The sequence below is a fragment of the Serratia sp. D1N4 genome (assembly GCF_054552755.1).
The window spans coordinates 1,543,697-1,560,899 of the sequence record NZ_CM137274.1 but is presented as its reverse complement, the minus strand read 5'-3'; the positions used below and the strand labels follow the sequence as shown (position 1 = coordinate 1,560,899).

Here is a 17,203-nt window from a genome sequence, read left to right as displayed (position 1 = left end):
GGAACAACCCCGTTAATCAGCAGGGGGAACCGTGGATGCTCTTAACGCGGTTTTCGTTGGTGTGCGTCGTAATAACTGAAGAAGCCGATCACGCCGTCGGCAATCGCGCGGGCAATTTTTTCGCGGAACGCGGTGGTTCCCAGCAGGCGCTCTTCCGCCGGGTTGGTAATAAAGGAGGTTTCCACCAGCACGGAAGGAATCGACGGGGATTTCAATACCGCAAATGCCGCCTGCTCGGTGCTGTCGCTGTGCAGCCGATGCACCGGGCGGATCTGCCCCAGCACATGGCGGCCCAGCGTCAGGCTGTTGTTGATGGTGTCGGTCTGTACCAGATCGAACAATACCTGTTGCAGATAGTTATCCTGTTGCTGGTATTTGCCCCCGGCGATTTCATCGGCGGCGTTTTCCCGTTTAGACAGATAACGCGCCATGGCGCTGCTGGCCCCACGGTTGGAGAGCGCAAATACCGAAGCACCGGCGGCTTCCGGGCTGGTAAAACCGTCGGCGTGGATCGAGATAAACAGGTCGGCTCGGTGCTGGTGGGCGATCTCCACGCGCTGGAACAGCGGGATGAACTCATCTTGTTCGCGCGTCAGCCGTGCCTCAACGTGATCGTGCTCATGCAGAAAGCGGCGCACGTGATTGGCTATTTCCAGCACCACATGTTTTTCCTGCGAACCTTCGTGGCCTACGGCACCGGAATCAATACCGCCATGGCCGGGATCGATCATCACCAGCTTTTTACCTCCAGCCGTTTTAGGTGCAGGTTTACTGTGCTGGCTGCGCAGCATACTACCGGAATCGCTGGCTTGAGCACTTGGCGTTTTGCCACCAAGCAGCGCCAGAGCAAGGCCGGAGAGCAACAGTTGGCGGCGTGTCTGTGAGGTAGCGAGAGGCGTAAAACTGAGGTAGGGGTCAATCGGTTTTTTCATCGCACTCGGCTCCAACGGGGGAAGACTGTTTCGCGACGTTATAGCGTATTGATCTTGCTTAATCGACTTGATAACTATTGCTATTTATTACGCGAAAGTTTCGTCTGGCTGCAATGCTAACGACTTTGAGTATAATCAGAGTAATCCTTTTTATAATGGCGCATATCTAATGGAAATTCGCGTATTTCGGCAAGACGACTTTGAAGAAGTCATCACCCTGTGGGAGCGTTGTGATCTGCTGCGGCCATGGAACGATCCTGAAATGGATATCGAACGCAAACTGAATCACGATCCAGACCTGTTCCTGGTGGCAGAAGTGGGCGGCGAAGTTGTGGGTTCGGTGATGGGGGGCTACGATGGCCACCGTGGCTCGGCGTATTATCTGGGCGTTCACCCTGATTATCGTGGCCGTGGCATTGCCAATGCGCTGATTAACCGGTTGGAGAAAAAGCTGATTGCGCGCGGTTGCCCAAAAATTCAGCTGATGGTGCGTGAAGATAATGATGCTGTGATCGAGATGTATGAAAAGCTGGGCTATGAGATCCAGGGTATTACCAGCCTGGGTAAACGGCTGATTGAAGATCAGGAATATTAGCCATCAGGGCGCTATGATGCCGGTCAGTTAAGCGCAAAGCTGCATAATTATGCAGCAGGTGCTAAAGGTGTGGCCTCCCTCTCCCTGTGGGAGCTGTCTCTTATACACATTTCCCCGGCACAAACGCCGGGGAGTTTTTGAACTTTCTCCCCGCCTGTTGATCTCTCTTTATATTCTCCTCTTCTTCGGTTTTTAGTATGGTGCTTTCTGATTGTTATTCATGGGCTAATGACACTTTTGGGCTCGCTCAACTTGGCGACTATCGGCGAACTCAGCGTCTCGTCAAATTCACTGCCTCGTTGGCTAAAAATACAGGACTTTCTATTGTGAAATCATCCCAAACCACCGCTGAAGTTGAAGGGGCTTATCGTCTGATCCGCAATCCCAACGTCTCACCCGATGCCATTGCCGAGGCCGGCTTCAACGCCACAGCAATGGCCGCCAAGACGCACACCCTGCTACTTGCTTTGGAAGACACCACCTCCATTAACTTCGCTCACACCACCGCGTATGACGAGTTGGGAAATACGACAACCAGCAAGAATACGCATGGCCTGTTAGCCCACACCGTCCTGCTTTATGCTCCCGAGCACGCACTGTTCTTGGGGCTCATCGACCAGCATCGCTGGAGCCGTGAAGCGAACAAATACGGTAAAAAGCACCAACGTAAACACGTGCCTTATGAAGAGAAAGAGAGTTACAAATGGCAACAGGCATCTGAACGAACGGCACAGCGTCTCGGTGACACTCAAGCACACGTTATCTCCGTCTGTGACCGGGAAGCGGATATCTGGCATTACCTTGATTATAAAACGAAAAACAAACAGCGCTTCATCGTTCGAGCCGCTCAGAACCGGTTGCTAAGTGGACATAATGAGAAGCTGTTGGAGTTGCCAGAAACGCTAACAGAAGCAGGCAGTTATCGACTGAATGTGGTCCAGAAAGGCGGACGTGCCGCTCGTGACGCACAAATGAGTATCCGCTATAGCTCGGTCGAACTCAAAATGCCGGGGAGTACGTCAGAAGAAAATACCGTCCCACTGACGTATATCTGCTGTCGTGAAGAAGGAGAAGACGGAGCATGCTGGCACCTTCTGACATCAGAAAAAGTCACATCAGCGGAAGAAGCCCGGGTGATTATCAGTTACTACGAGCGTCGCTGGCTGATAGAGGAATACCATAAAGCGTGGAAAAGCGGTGGAACGCAGGTGGAACAGCTACGGATGCAAACGCGAAATAATCTGGAGCGAATGATCGTCATCCTGAGCTTTATAGCGGTGCGGGTGTTGGCGTTACGCCAGGGCGGGTTGAGTGAAGAGACGCTCAATGCAAGCTGTGAACGGGTACTGAGTCCACTTGAATGGAAGTTGCTGTGGGTGAAACAGGAAGGTAAAACGTTGCCGAAGAGGCCGCCGAGTGTGAAGTGGGCGTACCTGAATCTGGCGAAGCTGGGGCGTTGGTATGACAGTAAACGGACGGGACGAGCAGGATGGGTAGTGATGTGGGAGGGATGGTTCAAGCTTCAGGATATCGTCGAAGGGTATAAACTGGCGAAGTCTCTTGATCAGGAGATCTGATCAAGAGACAGCACAGGGAGAGCAGCTGTGTTTAAAGTCAACGGGTGATGATTAATTTGTCACCCATTTTTTATTATCCCGCAACATCGCATTCAGGATGGTTAGCAGCTTTCTCACACAAGCCGTCACCGCCACCTTGAACGGTTTTCCACGCCCTGTCAGGCGCTCGTAGAACTCCCGGATTGTCGGGTTGTACCGCACCGCTGACAAGGTCGCCATGTATAGCGCTGAACGCACCGCGCTTCGCCCTCCCCAGATACTTCGCTTCCCTTTCATTTTTCCACTGTCATGGGCATAGGGACACACGCCAACCAACGCGCTTATCTTGTGCCGATTCAGCTTCCCCAGCTCCGGCAACATCGCAAGAAGCACCGCCATCGTTGTCGGCCCGATACCTTTGACTTCCTCCAACAACGTCGCCTTTTCCTGCCACAGAGGCATTACTTTTATTTGCCTGTCGATGTCGTCATCGGCATCCCGGATTTCAGCGGTCAGCCAGTCGATATGCCGCTTGATGCCCGCTGAGACCACCACGTCATCGCAGCTTTTATAGCGGTTTATCTCCATGGTCCGGTTATCGACCAGTTGGCGACGGCGGGTCACCATCCCGGCCAGACGCTGCGTCTGTTCGTCCGGTGTGGCGCGGGCTTCGGGCTCCATTCTCCGGCCAAACTCGCAGATGATACGCGCATCATTCGGGTCGGTTTTGTACAGGGTCCCTAGCGCACGAGCGAAGTTCTTCACCTGGCGTGGATTGACCACGGCCACAGGTAACCCAGCCAACTCAAGCGTGGCGGCCAGTAATGAGTGATATCGGCCTGTCGCCTCCATCACGACAAGCTTGACGGTGATGGCAGAGAGCGAACTCAGCAGCTGTTGATGGCCTTCCGGTGTGTTATCCAGATGCAGACGCTGACGAGTTGGGTCGATGTATACGTCAAAAGTGTCTTTGGCAATGTCGATACCGACGGTTGCATGTTCAGTCATTTCAAGTCTCCCGGCCTTGTAAGATACGGGCTGGCTGATGCCGCCCTGGCAGCTGTTCGGGTTAACAGGAAAACTGACGCCACGCCATAAGCTCTCCCACGGGCTTGTTGTCCCAGAGGGGGATCGGGCTGTAGCGTCAGGTACAACTCGGTTAAAGTCTATCCGCCTTTGGGCGGCTAACTAACTTAAGTGCCTTTAAACATACAAGGGGGCGTACATTTAGCCTCTATTGCCCAGCATTACCCTGCTGTTACGGTAACATCTCATCCTTATAACGGTTCGGTCTGCGCTTCTACCACCGCCAGCGCCACCATGTTCACGATGCGGCGTACTGAAGCGATCGGTGTCAGGATATGCACGGGTTTGGACACCCCCATCAGCACCGGCCCTACGGTCACCCCTTCAGAAGAGGAAACGCGCAGCAGGTTATAGCTGATACGCGCCGCTTCCATATTCGGCATAATCAGCACGTTGGCTGCGCCTTTCAGCGGGCTATCCGGCATCAGATCGTGGCGAATGCTTTCCACCAACGCCGCGTCGCCGTGCATTTCACCGTCAATCTCCAGTTCCGGTGCCATCTGATTCACCAGCTCCAACGTTTTACGCATCTTTTGCGCCGTTGGGCTATTGGAAGAACCAAAGCTGGAATGGGACAGCAGCGCCACCTTGGGCTCGATACCGAAGCGGCGCACAGTTTGTGCGGCCATCACGGCGATTTCTGCCAGCTGTTCCGGCGTCGGATCGTCGTTAACGTAGGTATCGGCAATAAAGGTGTTACCGCTCGGCAGCAGCAAAGCGTTCATTGCCCCGGCGACGTGTACCCCTTCGCGGAAACCGAACACTTTCTCCACCACCTGATAATGCTCATGGTAGCTGCCGATGGTGCCACAAATCATGGCATCGGCTTCACCCCGGTGCAGCATAATGGCGGCAATCAACGTTGGATTACCGATCACCGCACGGCGTGCCTGCTCCTGCGAAACGCCACGGCGCTTCATGATCTGGTAGTACTCACCCCAGTATTCCTTGAAGCGCGGATCGGATTCGTTGTTCACCACTTCGAAATCTTTGCCCGGCGTCAGCTGCAAACCCAGTTTCTTCAGGCGTTTTTCAATCACGCTCGGGCGGCCAACCAGAATCGGATAGGCCAGCCCCTGTGATACCAGTTCCTGCGTGGCGTGCAGTACGCGCTCCTCTTCCCCTTCCGCCAGCACCACGCGTTTCATCTCTTTCTTCGCCTGGGAGAAGATCGGCTTCATAAACAGGTTGGTTTTGTAGACGAACTCACTCAATTTCTCGACGTAGGCATCAAAATCTTCAATCGGACGCGTCGCCACGCCGGAATCCATCGCCGCCTTGGCTACCGCCGGGGCGATTTTCACAATCAGGCGCGGATCGAAAGGTTTTGGAATGATGTATTCCGGGCCAAAAGAGAGCTCCTGGCCGCCATAGGCCGAAGCCACCACATCGCTCTGCTCAGCCAGCGCCAGATCGGCGATCGCATGCACACAGGCCAGCTTCATCTCTTCGTTAATGGTCGTCGCGCCCACGTCCAGCGCACCACGGAAGATGAACGGGAAGCACAGCACGTTGTTAACCTGGTTCGGGTAGTCGGAACGCCCGGTACAGATAATCGCATCTGGACGCACCGCTTTAGCCAACGGCGGCAGGATTTCCGGTTCCGGGTTAGCCAGCGCCATGATCAGCGGATCTCTGGCCATGGTTTTCACCATTTCCGGTGTCAATACGCCTGGGCCGGAGCAGCCGAGGAACATATCGGCATTGGGTATGGCATCCCCTAGCGTGCGCTGGCCGTTGTCTTCGATCGCGTAGGCCGCTTTGGTCTCCTCCATATGGGCATCGCGACCTTTGTAGATCACCCCTTTGGAGTCACAAACGGTAATGTTCTGCTTGCGCAGCCCCAGTGCTACCAGCAGGTTCAGACAGGCGATCGACGCCGCGCCCGCGCCGGAAACCACCAGCCGCACGTCAGAGATATTCTTTTTCACCACCCGCAGGCCGTTCAGCGCTGCGGCGGTGGTGATGATCGCGGTGCCGTGCTGATCGTCGTGGAATACCGGAATTTTCATGCGTTCGCGCAGTTTTTTCTCAATGTAGAAACATTCCGGCGCTTTGATATCTTCCAGGTTAATCCCGCCGAAGGTCGGCTCCAGCGAGGCAATAATGTCGATCAGTTTGTCAGGATCATGCTCATCAACTTCGATATCGAACACGTCAATACCGGAAAACTTCTTAAACAGCACGCCTTTGCCTTCCATCACCGGTTTACCGGCCAACGCACCGATATTCCCCAAGCCCAGCACCGCCGTGCCGTTAGAGATCACCGCCACCAGGTTCCCGCGCGCGGTATATTTGTAAGAGGCGAGCGGATCGGCCGCAATTTCCAAGCAAGGCGCAGCCACGCCTGGCGAATAAGCCAAGGCCAGATCACGCTGCGTTGCCAGCGGTTTGGTAGGTGATACCTGGATTTTCCCTGGAACAGGAAACTGATGGAAATCAAGAGCACTCTGTTTGAGCTGTTCGTCCATTATGGGTTCCTTTACTTGCTACTTTTTATGTTGAGGTAAGACGTTAAGGCTGAACCAGTATAGTGAGAGAATCGTCACAAACTTTGAACCGTGCCATAACCTTGATTGAAACTAACAAATAAAAGTTAAAAAGGCATTTCATTGGATGAAAAATCAGCAAAGCTAGCCTATTCCCTAAACCGGATTCGCTATCTCACTGAACGCTAGCCATAAAAAACCCCGCGCTATCAGCAACGGGGCTTAAGATTAGCAACCAGAAAGTGCGGTTACTGCGACATATTAAGAATGGTGCGGATATTCAGGGCGCTGGTGGCGATAATATCGATCGCCCCGGTACGCAGCGCGCCTAAGATCGCCAACGCCTTGGTGTTTTCCGACGCAATGGCAATCACGCAAGGGATACGGCGCAGTTCATCGATACTCAGGCCGATAACGCGATCGTTCATTACCGTATCCACATGCTGCCCCTGCGCATTAAAAAAGTCGTAACCGGCGATATCGCCGATCACCCCTTGATTCAGGCTGGCGTCAATAATCTCATGCGGCGTAAACCAGCCCAGCTTCACCATATAGCTGTTCTCGTTCATATCGCCAATGCCCACCAGCGCCACGTCCGCCTTGCGTGCCCGATCGAGGGTTTCCTTGATGGTGCCATTCTGCATAAAGGCTTCTTTTAGCGCACGGTTCTCGACATAGGCCGGAGCGTACAGCGTTTCGCTGCTGCCGCCGAATTTCTTCGCCAAGCGGCGGCTGATATGGTCGGCGTTAATCGCATCACCGGGGCGATGCGTGCCGCCAATGCCACAGATAAACTTGCAATTTTTCTGTGCCACGCTGCCGATGTGATCGGCAATCGCCGCCACATTGCGCCCCTGCCCGACCGTCAACACCATGTCGTCTTTCAGCGACATCGCTAAATAGCCAGAAACCAAAGCCGCCACCTGACGCCGCTGCTCCTCTTCATCCTGGTGATCGAGTGCAATCAGCGCACGGCTGATGGGGAAACGCTCCAGCATCTGCTGTTCCAGGCGGGTGCTGAACACGGGATGGTAGCGCACGGTGATCTCAACAATGCCCTCTTCTTTGGCACGCTTGAGCAAGCGCCCCACCTTGATGCGTGAGATACCGAATTTTTTTGCAATCTCTTCCTGAGTAATTTCGTCCTGATAATAGGCAACGGCAATTTCAGTCAGCAGTTCGTTATCCTGGGTCACTGTGTGTTTTTCCATCCGTTATACGTTTCCCCACGGCAAGTGTGAGCGGTTATCCCCTTGGTCGAACTGCAGTATATACCCAATGGATTTCCAGATGCAGCAAGCCAAGGGGACAGCCATTCACGCACTCACGGTATTTAAGCCTTGCGTGACCTGATCGGCCAATTGACACAACAGCAGGCAGCAGGAAACCGCACCGGCATCCAGTGCGCCGCGCGAACGCTCACCCAACCGGCTGGCGCGGCCAATCTTCGCCACCAGATCGCGCGTAGAATCACGCCCGGTAATCGCCGCCTGCTTCATCTGTGCCAGGGCATCGCTGAAGCTCCCCCCTTGCTGAACCGCCTGCTCGAAACGGGAGATCGCCGGAAGCAAGGTATCCATCAGGCACTTGTCGCCAACGCCTGCGCTGCTGATGTCTTGCAGTTCACGCAGGCCATTTTGCAGCATCGCCAGAAATACCCGCCTATCCAGCACCGGTTGATCACGCACGCCGTCGGCCATGCCCATAAACAGGCTGCCATACAGCGGCCCCATTGAACCGCCAATCCCTTCCATCAGCGCGTCAGAAACCGCATCAAACGCCTGTGCCAAACTCAGTTGCTGGCCCTTGATGGCCTCACCACACATGGCAAAGCCTTTCGCCATATTAATGCCGTGATCGCCGTCGCCAATCGCGCCATCAATTTCACTGAGATACTCGCGATTGCTGACGATCACCCGCACCAGGGCGGCCACAATATCGTTGCCGTGCTGCGTCGAAATATGTTCTTCCATGGTTTACTCCACCTGAGTTAAGCCTAATGAATGGGCGGGCATGTCGATTAAGGTTTTCAATTCATCGTCGAGCTTCATTAACGTCAGCGTTACCCCCATCATTTCCAGCGAAGTAAAGTAGTTGCCCACATAGCAGCGATGCACCTTCACACCTTGCGCGGTCAGGCGCTTTTCGATCTCGGCATAATAGATGTACAGTTCCATCACCGGCGTCGCCCCCAGCCCGGAGATCAGCACCACCGCCTCCTGCCCTTTGGCCAGCGGCATATCGTTAAGCACGAAGTCGAGCATCGTCCCGGCCATCGCCGCCGCAGGCTGGATCGGCGAAACTTCAATCCCCGGCTCGCCATGGTGACCGATGCCGATCTCCATCTTGCCATCTTCGATATGGAAATTCGGCTTACCCACCGCCGGGATGGTGCAGGAACTGAGGCCAACGCCGATCGAGCGGCAATTGCCGATGGCCTTTTGTGCGGCCCCGATGACACCGTCCAGATCGTAGCCTTGCGCCGCAGCGGCTGCGCCGACCTTCCACATCAGGATTTCACCGGCCACGCCACGGCGCTTTTCAATCTCGCTGGCGGGTGCCGAGGCCACATCGTCGTTCGCTACCACGGTTTTTACCGCGATACCGGCCGCAGTTGCCTTTTTCATCGCCATTTTGACGTTCATATTATCGCCAGCGTAGTTGCCATACAGGCAGGCAACGCCCGCACCGCTGTCTGCTGCCTTGAATGCGTCAAGAAATGCTCCGGCGGTTGGGGAAGAGAAGATTTCCCCAATCGCTACCGCATCCAGCATGTTTTTGCCGATATAGCCCAGAAACGCCGGTTCATGCCCTGAACCACCGCCGGTGACAATCCCGACTTTGCCTTTAATCGGTGCCGCCGGGTATTTCAGCACCCGCGCATTATCAGTGGCGGAAAAATAGTTCGGATGAGCCTGCAGATAGCCTTGGATGGCGTCTTCCACCACGCGATCGGGATCGTTAATAATTCTGTTCATCGTTGCCTCTCTTGCGGATTATTGAATGGTATAACCGCCGTCAACCAACAGGTTGGCACCGGTGATCATGCTGGCCGCGTCGCTGGCCAAAAACAGCGCGCTGGCGGCAATGTCCTGTGGTTCGGCAAAGCGCCGCAGCGGGATTTTCTGTTTCATCTGCTCGGCCACTTCGCCCGACCAGGCTTTACGCCCCAATTCGGTTAACACCACGGTAGGAGAGATGGCGTTGACCCGCACGTTGTGCGGCCCCCATTCCAGGGCCAATACCTGGGTTAAGCCGATCACACCGGCCTTGCTGGCGCAGTAAGCCAGGTGATTGGGTAACGCCACCACACCGGCTTGCGAAGCCAGGTTGATAATGCTGCCGCTCCCCTGACGGAGAAAATAGTGGCCCACCACCTGGCTGGCGAGAAACACGCCTTTGAGGTTGACCGCCATGGTGCGATCCCAGGCTTCTTCCGGCAGTTCTTCTGCCGGGTGCAGCGCGACGATCCCGGCGCTGTTGACCAACACGTCCAGGCGGCCAAAATGGGCTTTCGCCTGGGCAGCGGCCTGCGTTAGCGCAGCTTTGTCGGTCACGTCCGTTACGATACCCAGTGCTGATTCCGCATTCAGTTGCTGAGCAATCTCAACCACCTGCGGCGTGCGATCCAGCAATACCACCCTGGCACCGCTTTGCAGATAACGTTCGGCGATGGCAAAGCCGATGCCTGCCGCGCCCCCGGTGATCAACGCCACTTTTCCTTGCAGGGAAAACTCATTGCTTTCAGTCGACATTATTTTCTCCTTATCCCACGAGTCAGGATATGTTTGCCAAACGGGGGTTACCCTCTTCGGTGGTTGCAGCGCGCTCTTTCGGTAAGGTGACAAACTTCATCAGCACACCGGCGAACAGATACAGGCCGGTGAAAATCCAGATCACTCCGCTACTACCCAAGCTGCCGATAAACAAACCAACCACCGCCGGGCCAACGAAGGTACTCAGCCCTGCGCCAAGATTGAGGATCGACATAGCAGCGCCTTTATTCTCTGGCGCCAGCGTCGGCATAATCGCCGAAAGCGGTACGAATGCCGCCAAACAGGCACCGAACAGGCCAGCAGCACAGACGGTCAGCAGATAGCTTGGCCCCAGGAAATAGGGTACGTAATAGAACAGCAGCGTGGTGATCGCACAGCCGATGCAGCCAAACCACATGACGACGTTGCGCCAGCCCAGGCCGTCGCTGATTACGCCAAAGATCAGATTGAAGATGATATTGACCGTCCACAGCGCCGCGTACATCTGCAGCCAGTCGGTGCGGCTAAAGCCGATATCCATCATGTACATCGGCATAAACACCACAAAGCCATACGCCGCCGAGGTGTTGATGGTACGCACAATGCCGCCCAGGCCGATTTTCGGGTTCTCAAACGCGATGGTGATGCCTTTCAGCACATAGCTGAGGGAGGCTTTTTCTCGGTTGCCCACTTCGGCATGGCCGGGCGTACGGTTGAGCATCAATGCGATCATTGCACCCAATACCACAAAAATTAACGCACTCCACAGGGTGTGGATCTCGCCCAGGTAAGGCAGCATGATGCTGGAGTAGAGCACGCCCAATACGCTTAGACCACCGCTGTAGACAAACCAGAAGATCCCCACCGCCGATCCCAACCTTTCCGGCGGTGCCTCATAAGCCACCCACACCAGAAAACCATAGGCAAACAGCGGATAACCCAGCCCACGCAGGGCATAGGTCGGCACCATGATCGCCAGGTTATTGCTCGGTAACCCCCACACCAGAAAGCACACCGAACCCAGCAGGAACAGCAGCAGCCCGGCCATCATCACCCGACGGGCGGTGAAAATCTCTGCCAGCACGCCAGAAAACCAGGCGGCAATCGCCGCAGCAAAACCGTAGACGCTGAACACCAGCGCCGATTCCTGAATGGTTAGCCCTTTGCCGATCAGATAGGGCGAAAGCCAGCCTTGTTCCAACCCTTCCCCCATCATAAATACCAGCACACCGGCATAACCGAGCATTAATTTCGGCGAAAGACCAATGCGATGAATCAGTCCATTCCACATAGCACACCTCAGCACATTTAATATCAAGGTGCAGGTTCACCCGCACCAGAACGATGCAGGCATTACAGGTTCGGGTTAAGCACCACTTTGATCGAGCCGACGCCGCGTTTCATCATCTCGAAACCTTCGGCAAACTGCTCAAGCGGCAGCGTTTGCGTGACCACGCCTTCGGTAGGCAGATCGCCATTGCGGATGCCTTCGATCACCAGCGGGTAGCAATACGGGCCCAGGTGTGAACCCAGCACATCCAGCTCTTTGCGATCGCTGATAATGCTCCAGTCGACGGTCACCGGATCTTTAAATACCGAGAACTCAACAAAGGTGCCCAGTTTGCGGATCAACATCAGCCCTTGTTCAACGGACTTTTGCGCGCCGGTGGCTTCAATGTAGATATCGCAGCCGTAGCCTTCGGTCATGCCTTTGACGATGGCCATCACGTCGTCACGCAGCGGGTTCAGCACCACGTCGGCACCAAACTTTTTCGCCAATGCCAAGCGTTCGTCCGACAGATCGAGCACCACCAGCTTGGCCGGGCCGGATTTTTTGATCGCCCCGATCATACCCAGACCGAGCGTCCCGGCACCGGCCAGCACCACCACATCACCCAGTTTGATATTGGCGCGCTGCACCGCGTGGAACGAGCAGGCATAAGGTTCGATCAGGATGGCATCTTCGATCGGCATATCCGCAGGCACGTGATAGTTGATGGCTTCTTTGGTGAACTTCATGTATTCCGCCATGCCACCGTTGACGTTTTTCTGGAAGCCATACAGATCGTGTTTTTCACACATCCAATACTGACCTCGGTTACAGAAACGGCATTCCCAGCACGGGACGATCTGTTCGGAGATCACCCGGTCGCCCAGGTTAAATCCTTCAACCCCTTCGCCATAGCCCACCACATGGCCGATAAATTCGTGACCGGGGATCATCGGTGCTTTGATATAAGCCGGTTGTTTGTCATCGCCCCAGAAACTGGCGGCCCCTTCAAACGCTTTAACGTCACCGGCACAGATCCCACAGGCTTCGACCTTGATCAGGATCTCTTTCGGGCTAATTTTCGGTACTGCCACTTCCTCCAGGCGGTAATCATGCGGGGCATAAGCCACCACCGCTTTCATGGTTTCAGGAATTCCTTCGGCCATTTTTGCCGGTGTTACGCAGTTCTGACACATAGTTCTCTCCTCTGGTAGGGTTCGTCATTATGATCATTGATACACTAAAAGAACATATGAACACTACTCACTATGCACCAAATTGCCCACCACCAACTTTTCAAACTGTGATATCGCTCAAAAAGACCTCAAAAAATGACTAAAAGTCCAATTTATACCTATTTTTTGGTATTCAAGTCACTTTTCATGCCTATAAAGCCAGAGCACCACAAAAACAAAAGAACATTAGTTGAACATTTGATGATCTATAGTTATGGTAACCCCATGACGCGCTACCGAGGTCGTCAACCCTATTGCTATCAACCTGGAGATCTTTATGTTGCCTATTGCTATCGGCGCCGATGATGCCGCCATTGAACTGAAGAATGTGATCGTTGCCTGTCTGCAACAGCGCAATATCCCCGTTACCGACTACGCGCCAGAAAACAATGGGCGATCGACCAGCTACCCGGATATTGCCTTTGAGGTCGCACAGGCGATCAAGGATGGCAAACATCAACGAGGGATCCTGCTGTGCGGCACCGGCATTGGTATGAGCATCGTGGCCAACAAAGTACCGGGGATCCGTGCCGCACAGTGTCATGACACCTATTCCGCCCAGCGGGCCCGCAAGAGTAACGATGCGCAGATCATCACTCTGGGTGCACGCGTTATCGGCCCAGAATTGGCGAAGTCGATCGTCGAAGCCTGGCTGGCCTCGGAGTTTGAAGGGGGAGGATCGGCACCCAAAGTGGCAAAGATTGGCTATTACGAGCAGGTTATCGGCCAGCGCTGATCCCGGCTGATTGTTATGGTCCATCATAACAATCAGTAAAAGCGCATGTCATTCGTCGGCGTTATCAGGCACTGTGGTTGCTTATATGAAAATTATTCTCATTTACTCACATTGAGCAAGGAGCTTATCGATGAACCAGTTAGACGCACTCAAGCAGTTAACCGTCGTAGTCGCCGACAGTGGCGACATCGAATCAATCCGCCAGTTCGAGCCCCAGGATGCCACCACTAACCCTTCGCTGATCCTGAAAGCCGCTGCGCTGCCGCAATATAGGCCACTGATCGTCGAGGCGCTCAACTACGCCCGCCAGCAGGGTGGCAGTAAAGAAACCCAGTTGATCAATGCCAGTGATAAACTGGCAGTCAATATTGGCGTAGAAATCCTGAAAAGCGTGCCGGGCCGTATCTCTACCGAGGTGGATGCGCGCTTGTCGTTCGATCGCGGCATGTGCGTGGCCAAGGCACGCAAGCTGATTGGGATGTATCAGGCGCAAGGGATCGCTAAATCGCGCATTCTGATCAAGCTGGCCGCCACCTGGGAAGGGATCAAAGCGGCTGAAGAGCTGGAAAGAGAGGGGATCAACACCAACCTGACGCTGCTGTTTTCCTTTGCTCAGGCCCGTGCCTGTGCCGAGGCGGGCGTGTTCCTGATCTCCCCGTTTGTTGGCCGTATCTATGACTGGTATCAGGCCAAACAGCCAATGACGGACTACGATGCAGAGCAGGATCCTGGCGTGAAATCGGTCCGCGCGATTTATGAATACTACAAGCAGCATCGCTACCAGACGGTGATCATGGGGGCTAGCTTCCGTAAGGTTGAACAGATTCTGGCGCTGGCGGGCTGCGATCGTTTAACCATTGCCCCAAATCTGCTGGAACAGCTGAAGCAGAGCGATCGGCCGATTGAACGCCAGCTGACGCCATCGGTCGAAGCCTTCCACCAACCCGCTCCGCTGGCCGAAGCCGAGTTCCGCTGGTTGCATAATCAGGATGCGATGGCGGTAGAGAAACTGGCCGAAGGCATCCGGCTGTTCGCCGTTGACCAGCAGAAACTGGAAGATATGTTGGTGGCTGAACTGTAATTCCAGCCCGGCGGCACTACAGGCAATCGGCAAAGTGCGTATTCAGTAGGGCAAGCATATTGCGTTTACGCCGAAACTCCGTGGCTAATTGAGCCACGGAGTGGTTGAAATCGCTCAATGGATGCTGGTTCGCCTTGAGCTGCGCCTGTAGTTGCAATAATAGCTGTGCGGCCTGTTCATAGGACGGTGCATTACCCTGTTCGATAAGCTTTTTTACTACCCGCTGATAGATTGCCAGCGCCTCCGCTGGCTGCTTGGCAACGGATAAATCAGCCAGTTGCAGTACTTGTTCTCGCGAGCCGCCCCCGCTCCTGATACAGGCTCTCGCTTTTTCAAGCTCATGGTTTGCCAGATAAAAATCGACCAGATCCCTCTGCTGGCTTGGAGCATTGATCAGCACCTGTTCCACCTTGGTTAACAGTTGGGGTTCCAACTGCCCAAGCTGCTCGTGAACAGTGAGCAGATATTGATATTCATGATAGCTAGGATGTTGTTCAAAACCGCACCAGGCAACCTGCCATGCTTGCTGATGTTCACCAAGAGCCATCTTTACCCGCACCTCCTGATGGGCACAGGCCCTTTCTTCATGCGGACGTTCTGCTACTTTTTTCGCTCTCAGTAACCAATCTTCTGCATCAAGCTCTTCCTGATGCCCAAGGCAGACTTTGCTAAGCTCCAGGAAATCGTCACAACGGTAAGCCAGCATCGACAGCAAACGCACCTCTTCGCGCCAGTTTCCGCTTTGTTGGGCAGCCTCCAATAGGGGTCTCGCATAGCTTTTCATTTGCCATGCCAGCTCAAACGGTTGATCGGTTCTCAGGAGCTCGGTTGCCATCGTTTCAACGGCATCATTACATAATTTCAGCAGGCAATTTTTCACCTCACCGATGCAAGGAAAATGCTGAAGAACCTCTGGGAATACGTCATATTCCGTCTGATTCAGGTGTTCAAACAGCCATTGCGCCTTCTTTGCAGCAGACCAGTCGAGTTTTTCAAAAATTGCAGACATTTTTTCAAAAAGTTGGCCTTCAATAGTAAAGCGATAACCGCCAGAATCATCAATACGCCCTAACACGTTATTCAGGCGTTTCAACACATGCTCGGTCAGTAACCACTGTTCTGCGACGGGTAACTTTTCCATCGCCGTCCAGATACTCCCCAACTGCGCTTCTGCGGCGGAGAAATAGCCAGACACTTCATGCCAGTTCCAAAGCGCACGCGCGGGCATGGCCTTGGTCACCATTTTTTTCAGCTGTGCCAGTGAGGGCGGTTCAAATGCCAGCGTGGCCTCAAATAACCACGCCTTGGCCAAGCTTTCATTGCCCCTCAGCGCTTGCAGCAATAGCGAAATCAGTTCATCGGGCTGTTTTTGCTTAAAGTAACGGCGCAGCAGCTGTTCGTCGGGATCTTCTTCTGGCACCTTACCCGGCTGCGTCAGTTGTAATGCGACGGCAACGGCATGTTTGCAAATATCCATATAATCGGCCGCTGGGCAGGTACAATCGCATCGTAATTCGGGTTTGAAGGAGAACTGAACCTGATAAATGTAACTGCCTCTCACATCAGCGGTGATCTTATTTGCCCGAATCTGCAGGCTACTGACGCATTTTTTATCCATCAGTTGTGTACCTTTCTTCAAGGTCTCTTGGTTGACGGATGCCAGCAGTTCAGCCACATCATTCAAAGGTAAATCAGCGGTATTATGATCATTCAATTTCATCAGGTGTTCCTGCGCCCGTATTTATGTGGTTACATCCCGTCCCACTTAAGGATATTTGCCAAACTCGAATGAGAAATTACTCCATCAGCCGATGGATTTGCAGATACTGCAACAACATAATGGTTTTGCCATCCTTGATGCGGCCATCGGCGATCATCGCCACCGCTTCGCTGAACGGCAGCTCCACCACTTCGATATCTTCATCTTCGATGCCACCGCCAGCGTGATGGCGTGCGTTATCCTGATATTCGGCAATAAAGAAATGGACGATCTCGGTCACGCCCCCTGGCGACATATAGGCTTCAAAGATTTTCTGTACTTTATCCACCTGAAAACCGGTCTCTTCCACCGCTTCGCGGCGGGCGCACTGCTCGGGGGAATCGGCATCCAGCAACCCGGCGCAGGCTTCCAGCAGCATACCGCTGGCATTACCGTTGACGTAGGTCGGCATACGGAATTGATTGGTCAGCACCACGGTGCCTTTGGCGCGGTTATACAGCAGAATGGTGGCGCCGTTACCACGATCGTACACTTCACGCACTTGCTCAACGGAACCGCCATTTTTACGTTTTAAATCAAAGGTATACTTATTTAACACATACCAGTTATTCGACAACAGCTCTTTCCTGATATTTTCAATCTTCGATGACATAAACCTGGCTTCCGTTAGCTGATCAACTCAATCATGGGCCAATAGCAAAACGCAGCCACGGCGGATTTGCAACAAAAAACCCCGCAGGCTTTGCAG

General features: G+C 54.0%; 15 protein-coding genes. 4 read left to right on the top strand and 11 right to left on the bottom strand.

Features of this window, described 5'->3' with window-relative positions; translation table 11 throughout:
- Positions 1 to 41: 41 nt before the first annotated feature.
- Entirely contained in the window at positions 42 to 932 is an 891-nt protein-coding gene (gene amiA, locus ACX1CU_RS06735; protein ID WP_459401818.1) for an N-acetylmuramoyl-L-alanine amidase AmiA, read from the bottom strand.
- Between the two features lie 169 nt (positions 933 to 1,101).
- Here amiA and ACX1CU_RS06730 point away from each other — a divergent pair, with 169 nt between their 5' ends.
- Positions 1,102 to 1,527, top strand: coding sequence for a GNAT family acetyltransferase (locus tag ACX1CU_RS06730; RefSeq protein ID WP_459401817.1), 426 nt, complete (start codon positions 1,102 to 1,104; stop codon positions 1,525 to 1,527).
- A gap of 197 nt (positions 1,528 to 1,724) precedes the next feature.
- Positions 1,725 to 3,104 carry an IS4 family transposase gene (locus tag ACX1CU_RS06725; protein ID WP_459401816.1) on the top strand — a complete coding sequence of 460 codons (1,380 nt, stop codon included), beginning with the start codon at positions 1,725 to 1,727 and terminating at the stop codon, positions 3,102 to 3,104.
- Between the two features lie 51 nt (positions 3,105 to 3,155).
- On the opposite strand, the gene ACX1CU_RS06720 is transcribed toward ACX1CU_RS06725, so the two are convergent.
- The 8 genes from ACX1CU_RS06720 to ACX1CU_RS06685 form a co-directional block, all read right to left on the bottom strand.
- Positions 3,156 to 4,091 carry an IS110 family RNA-guided transposase gene (locus ACX1CU_RS06720; protein ID WP_459401815.1) on the bottom strand — a complete coding sequence of 312 codons (936 nt, stop codon included), beginning with the start codon at positions 4,089 to 4,091 and terminating at the stop codon, positions 3,156 to 3,158.
- 269 nt (positions 4,092 to 4,360) lie between these two features.
- On the bottom strand, positions 4,361 to 6,640 hold the full coding sequence (gene maeB, locus ACX1CU_RS06715) for an NADP-dependent oxaloacetate-decarboxylating malate dehydrogenase (protein ID WP_459401814.1): 2,280 nt from the start codon (positions 6,638 to 6,640) through the stop codon (positions 4,361 to 4,363).
- A 266-nt stretch (positions 6,641 to 6,906) separates the two neighbouring features.
- Positions 6,907 to 7,869 (bottom strand): sugar-binding transcriptional regulator, encoded by a 963-nt coding sequence (locus ACX1CU_RS06710; RefSeq protein WP_459401813.1) that lies wholly within the window; start codon positions 7,867 to 7,869, stop codon positions 6,907 to 6,909.
- 105 nt (positions 7,870 to 7,974) lie between these two features.
- The gene (gene dhaL, locus ACX1CU_RS06705; protein WP_459401812.1) at positions 7,975 to 8,631 is read right to left on the bottom strand and encodes a dihydroxyacetone kinase subunit DhaL; all 657 of its coding nucleotides are present in this window, start codon (positions 8,629 to 8,631) and stop codon (positions 7,975 to 7,977) included.
- Positions 8,632 to 8,634: 3 nt separating this feature from the next.
- On the bottom strand, positions 8,635 to 9,636 hold the full coding sequence (locus ACX1CU_RS06700) for a dihydroxyacetone kinase subunit DhaK (protein WP_459401811.1): 1,002 nt from the start codon (positions 9,634 to 9,636) through the stop codon (positions 8,635 to 8,637).
- 18 nt (positions 9,637 to 9,654) lie between these two features.
- Positions 9,655 to 10,413: an SDR family oxidoreductase gene (locus ACX1CU_RS06695; RefSeq protein WP_459401810.1), complete on the bottom strand. Its 759-nt coding sequence runs from the start codon at positions 10,411 to 10,413 to the stop codon at positions 9,655 to 9,657.
- Between the two features lie 22 nt (positions 10,414 to 10,435).
- Positions 10,436 to 11,704, bottom strand: coding sequence for an MFS transporter (locus tag ACX1CU_RS06690; RefSeq protein ID WP_459401809.1), 1,269 nt, complete (start codon positions 11,702 to 11,704; stop codon positions 10,436 to 10,438).
- Positions 11,705 to 11,766: 62 nt separating this feature from the next.
- The gene (locus ACX1CU_RS06685) at positions 11,767 to 12,879 is read right to left on the bottom strand and encodes an MDR/zinc-dependent alcohol dehydrogenase-like family protein (RefSeq protein WP_459401808.1); all 1,113 of its coding nucleotides are present in this window, start codon (positions 12,877 to 12,879) and stop codon (positions 11,767 to 11,769) included.
- A gap of 316 nt (positions 12,880 to 13,195) precedes the next feature.
- Between ACX1CU_RS06685 and rpiB the strand changes: the two genes are divergently transcribed.
- Positions 13,196 to 13,654, top strand: coding sequence for a ribose 5-phosphate isomerase B (gene rpiB, locus ACX1CU_RS06680; RefSeq protein ID WP_459401807.1), 459 nt, complete (start codon positions 13,196 to 13,198; stop codon positions 13,652 to 13,654).
- 130 nt (positions 13,655 to 13,784) lie between these two features.
- The gene (tal, locus tag ACX1CU_RS06675) at positions 13,785 to 14,735 is read left to right on the top strand and encodes a transaldolase (RefSeq protein WP_459401806.1); all 951 of its coding nucleotides are present in this window, start codon (positions 13,785 to 13,787) and stop codon (positions 14,733 to 14,735) included.
- 16 nt (positions 14,736 to 14,751) lie between these two features.
- Here the strand turns inward: tal and ACX1CU_RS06670 are convergent, their stop codons facing one another.
- Both ACX1CU_RS06670 and nudK read right to left on the bottom strand, forming a co-directional pair.
- Positions 14,752 to 16,455, bottom strand: a complete 1,704-nt coding sequence (locus ACX1CU_RS06670; RefSeq protein ID WP_459401805.1) for an SWIM zinc finger family protein — start codon at positions 16,453 to 16,455, stop codon at positions 14,752 to 14,754.
- Positions 16,456 to 16,531: 76 nt separating this feature from the next.
- Complete coding sequence (gene nudK / locus ACX1CU_RS06665; protein ID WP_459401804.1) at positions 16,532 to 17,107, bottom strand: GDP-mannose pyrophosphatase NudK; 576 nt, start codon at positions 17,105 to 17,107, stop codon at positions 16,532 to 16,534.
- Positions 17,108 to 17,203 lie beyond the last annotated feature (96 nt).

Bases quoted from the DNA above. Each gene is read 5' to 3' on its own strand.
- ACX1CU_RS06720 (WP_459401815.1), bottom strand. From the start codon at position 4,091: ATGACTGAACATGCAACCGTCGGTATCGACATTGCCAAAGACACTTTT.
- maeB (WP_459401814.1), bottom strand. From the start codon at position 6,640: ATGGACGAACAGCTCAAACAGAGTGCTCTTGATTTCCATCAGTTTCCT.
- ACX1CU_RS06695 (WP_459401810.1), bottom strand. From the start codon at position 10,413: ATGTCGACTGAAAGCAATGAGTTTTCCCTGCAAGGAAAAGTGGCGTTG.
- nudK (WP_459401804.1), bottom strand. From the start codon at position 17,107: ATGTCATCGAAGATTGAAAATATCAGGAAAGAGCTGTTGTCGAATAAC.
- ACX1CU_RS06670 (WP_459401805.1), bottom strand. From the start codon at position 16,455: ATGAAATTGAATGATCATAATACCGCTGATTTACCTTTGAATGATGTG.
- ACX1CU_RS06725 (WP_459401816.1), top strand. From the start codon at position 1,725: ATGGTGCTTTCTGATTGTTATTCATGGGCTAATGACACTTTTGGGCTC.
- dhaL (WP_459401812.1), bottom strand. From the start codon at position 8,631: ATGGAAGAACATATTTCGACGCAGCACGGCAACGATATTGTGGCCGCC.
- ACX1CU_RS06690 (WP_459401809.1), bottom strand. From the start codon at position 11,704: ATGTGGAATGGACTGATTCATCGCATTGGTCTTTCGCCGAAATTAATG.
- ACX1CU_RS06700 (WP_459401811.1), bottom strand. From the start codon at position 9,636: ATGAACAGAATTATTAACGATCCCGATCGCGTGGTGGAAGACGCCATC.
- amiA (WP_459401818.1), bottom strand. From the start codon at position 932: ATGAAAAAACCGATTGACCCCTACCTCAGTTTTACGCCTCTCGCTACC.
- ACX1CU_RS06710 (WP_459401813.1), bottom strand. From the start codon at position 7,869: ATGGAAAAACACACAGTGACCCAGGATAACGAACTGCTGACTGAAATT.
- ACX1CU_RS06685 (WP_459401808.1), bottom strand. From the start codon at position 12,879: ATGTGTCAGAACTGCGTAACACCGGCAAAAATGGCCGAAGGAATTCCT.
- ACX1CU_RS06730 (WP_459401817.1), top strand. From the start codon at position 1,102: ATGGAAATTCGCGTATTTCGGCAAGACGACTTTGAAGAAGTCATCACC.
- tal (WP_459401806.1), top strand. From the start codon at position 13,785: ATGAACCAGTTAGACGCACTCAAGCAGTTAACCGTCGTAGTCGCCGAC.
- rpiB (WP_459401807.1), top strand. From the start codon at position 13,196: ATGTTGCCTATTGCTATCGGCGCCGATGATGCCGCCATTGAACTGAAG.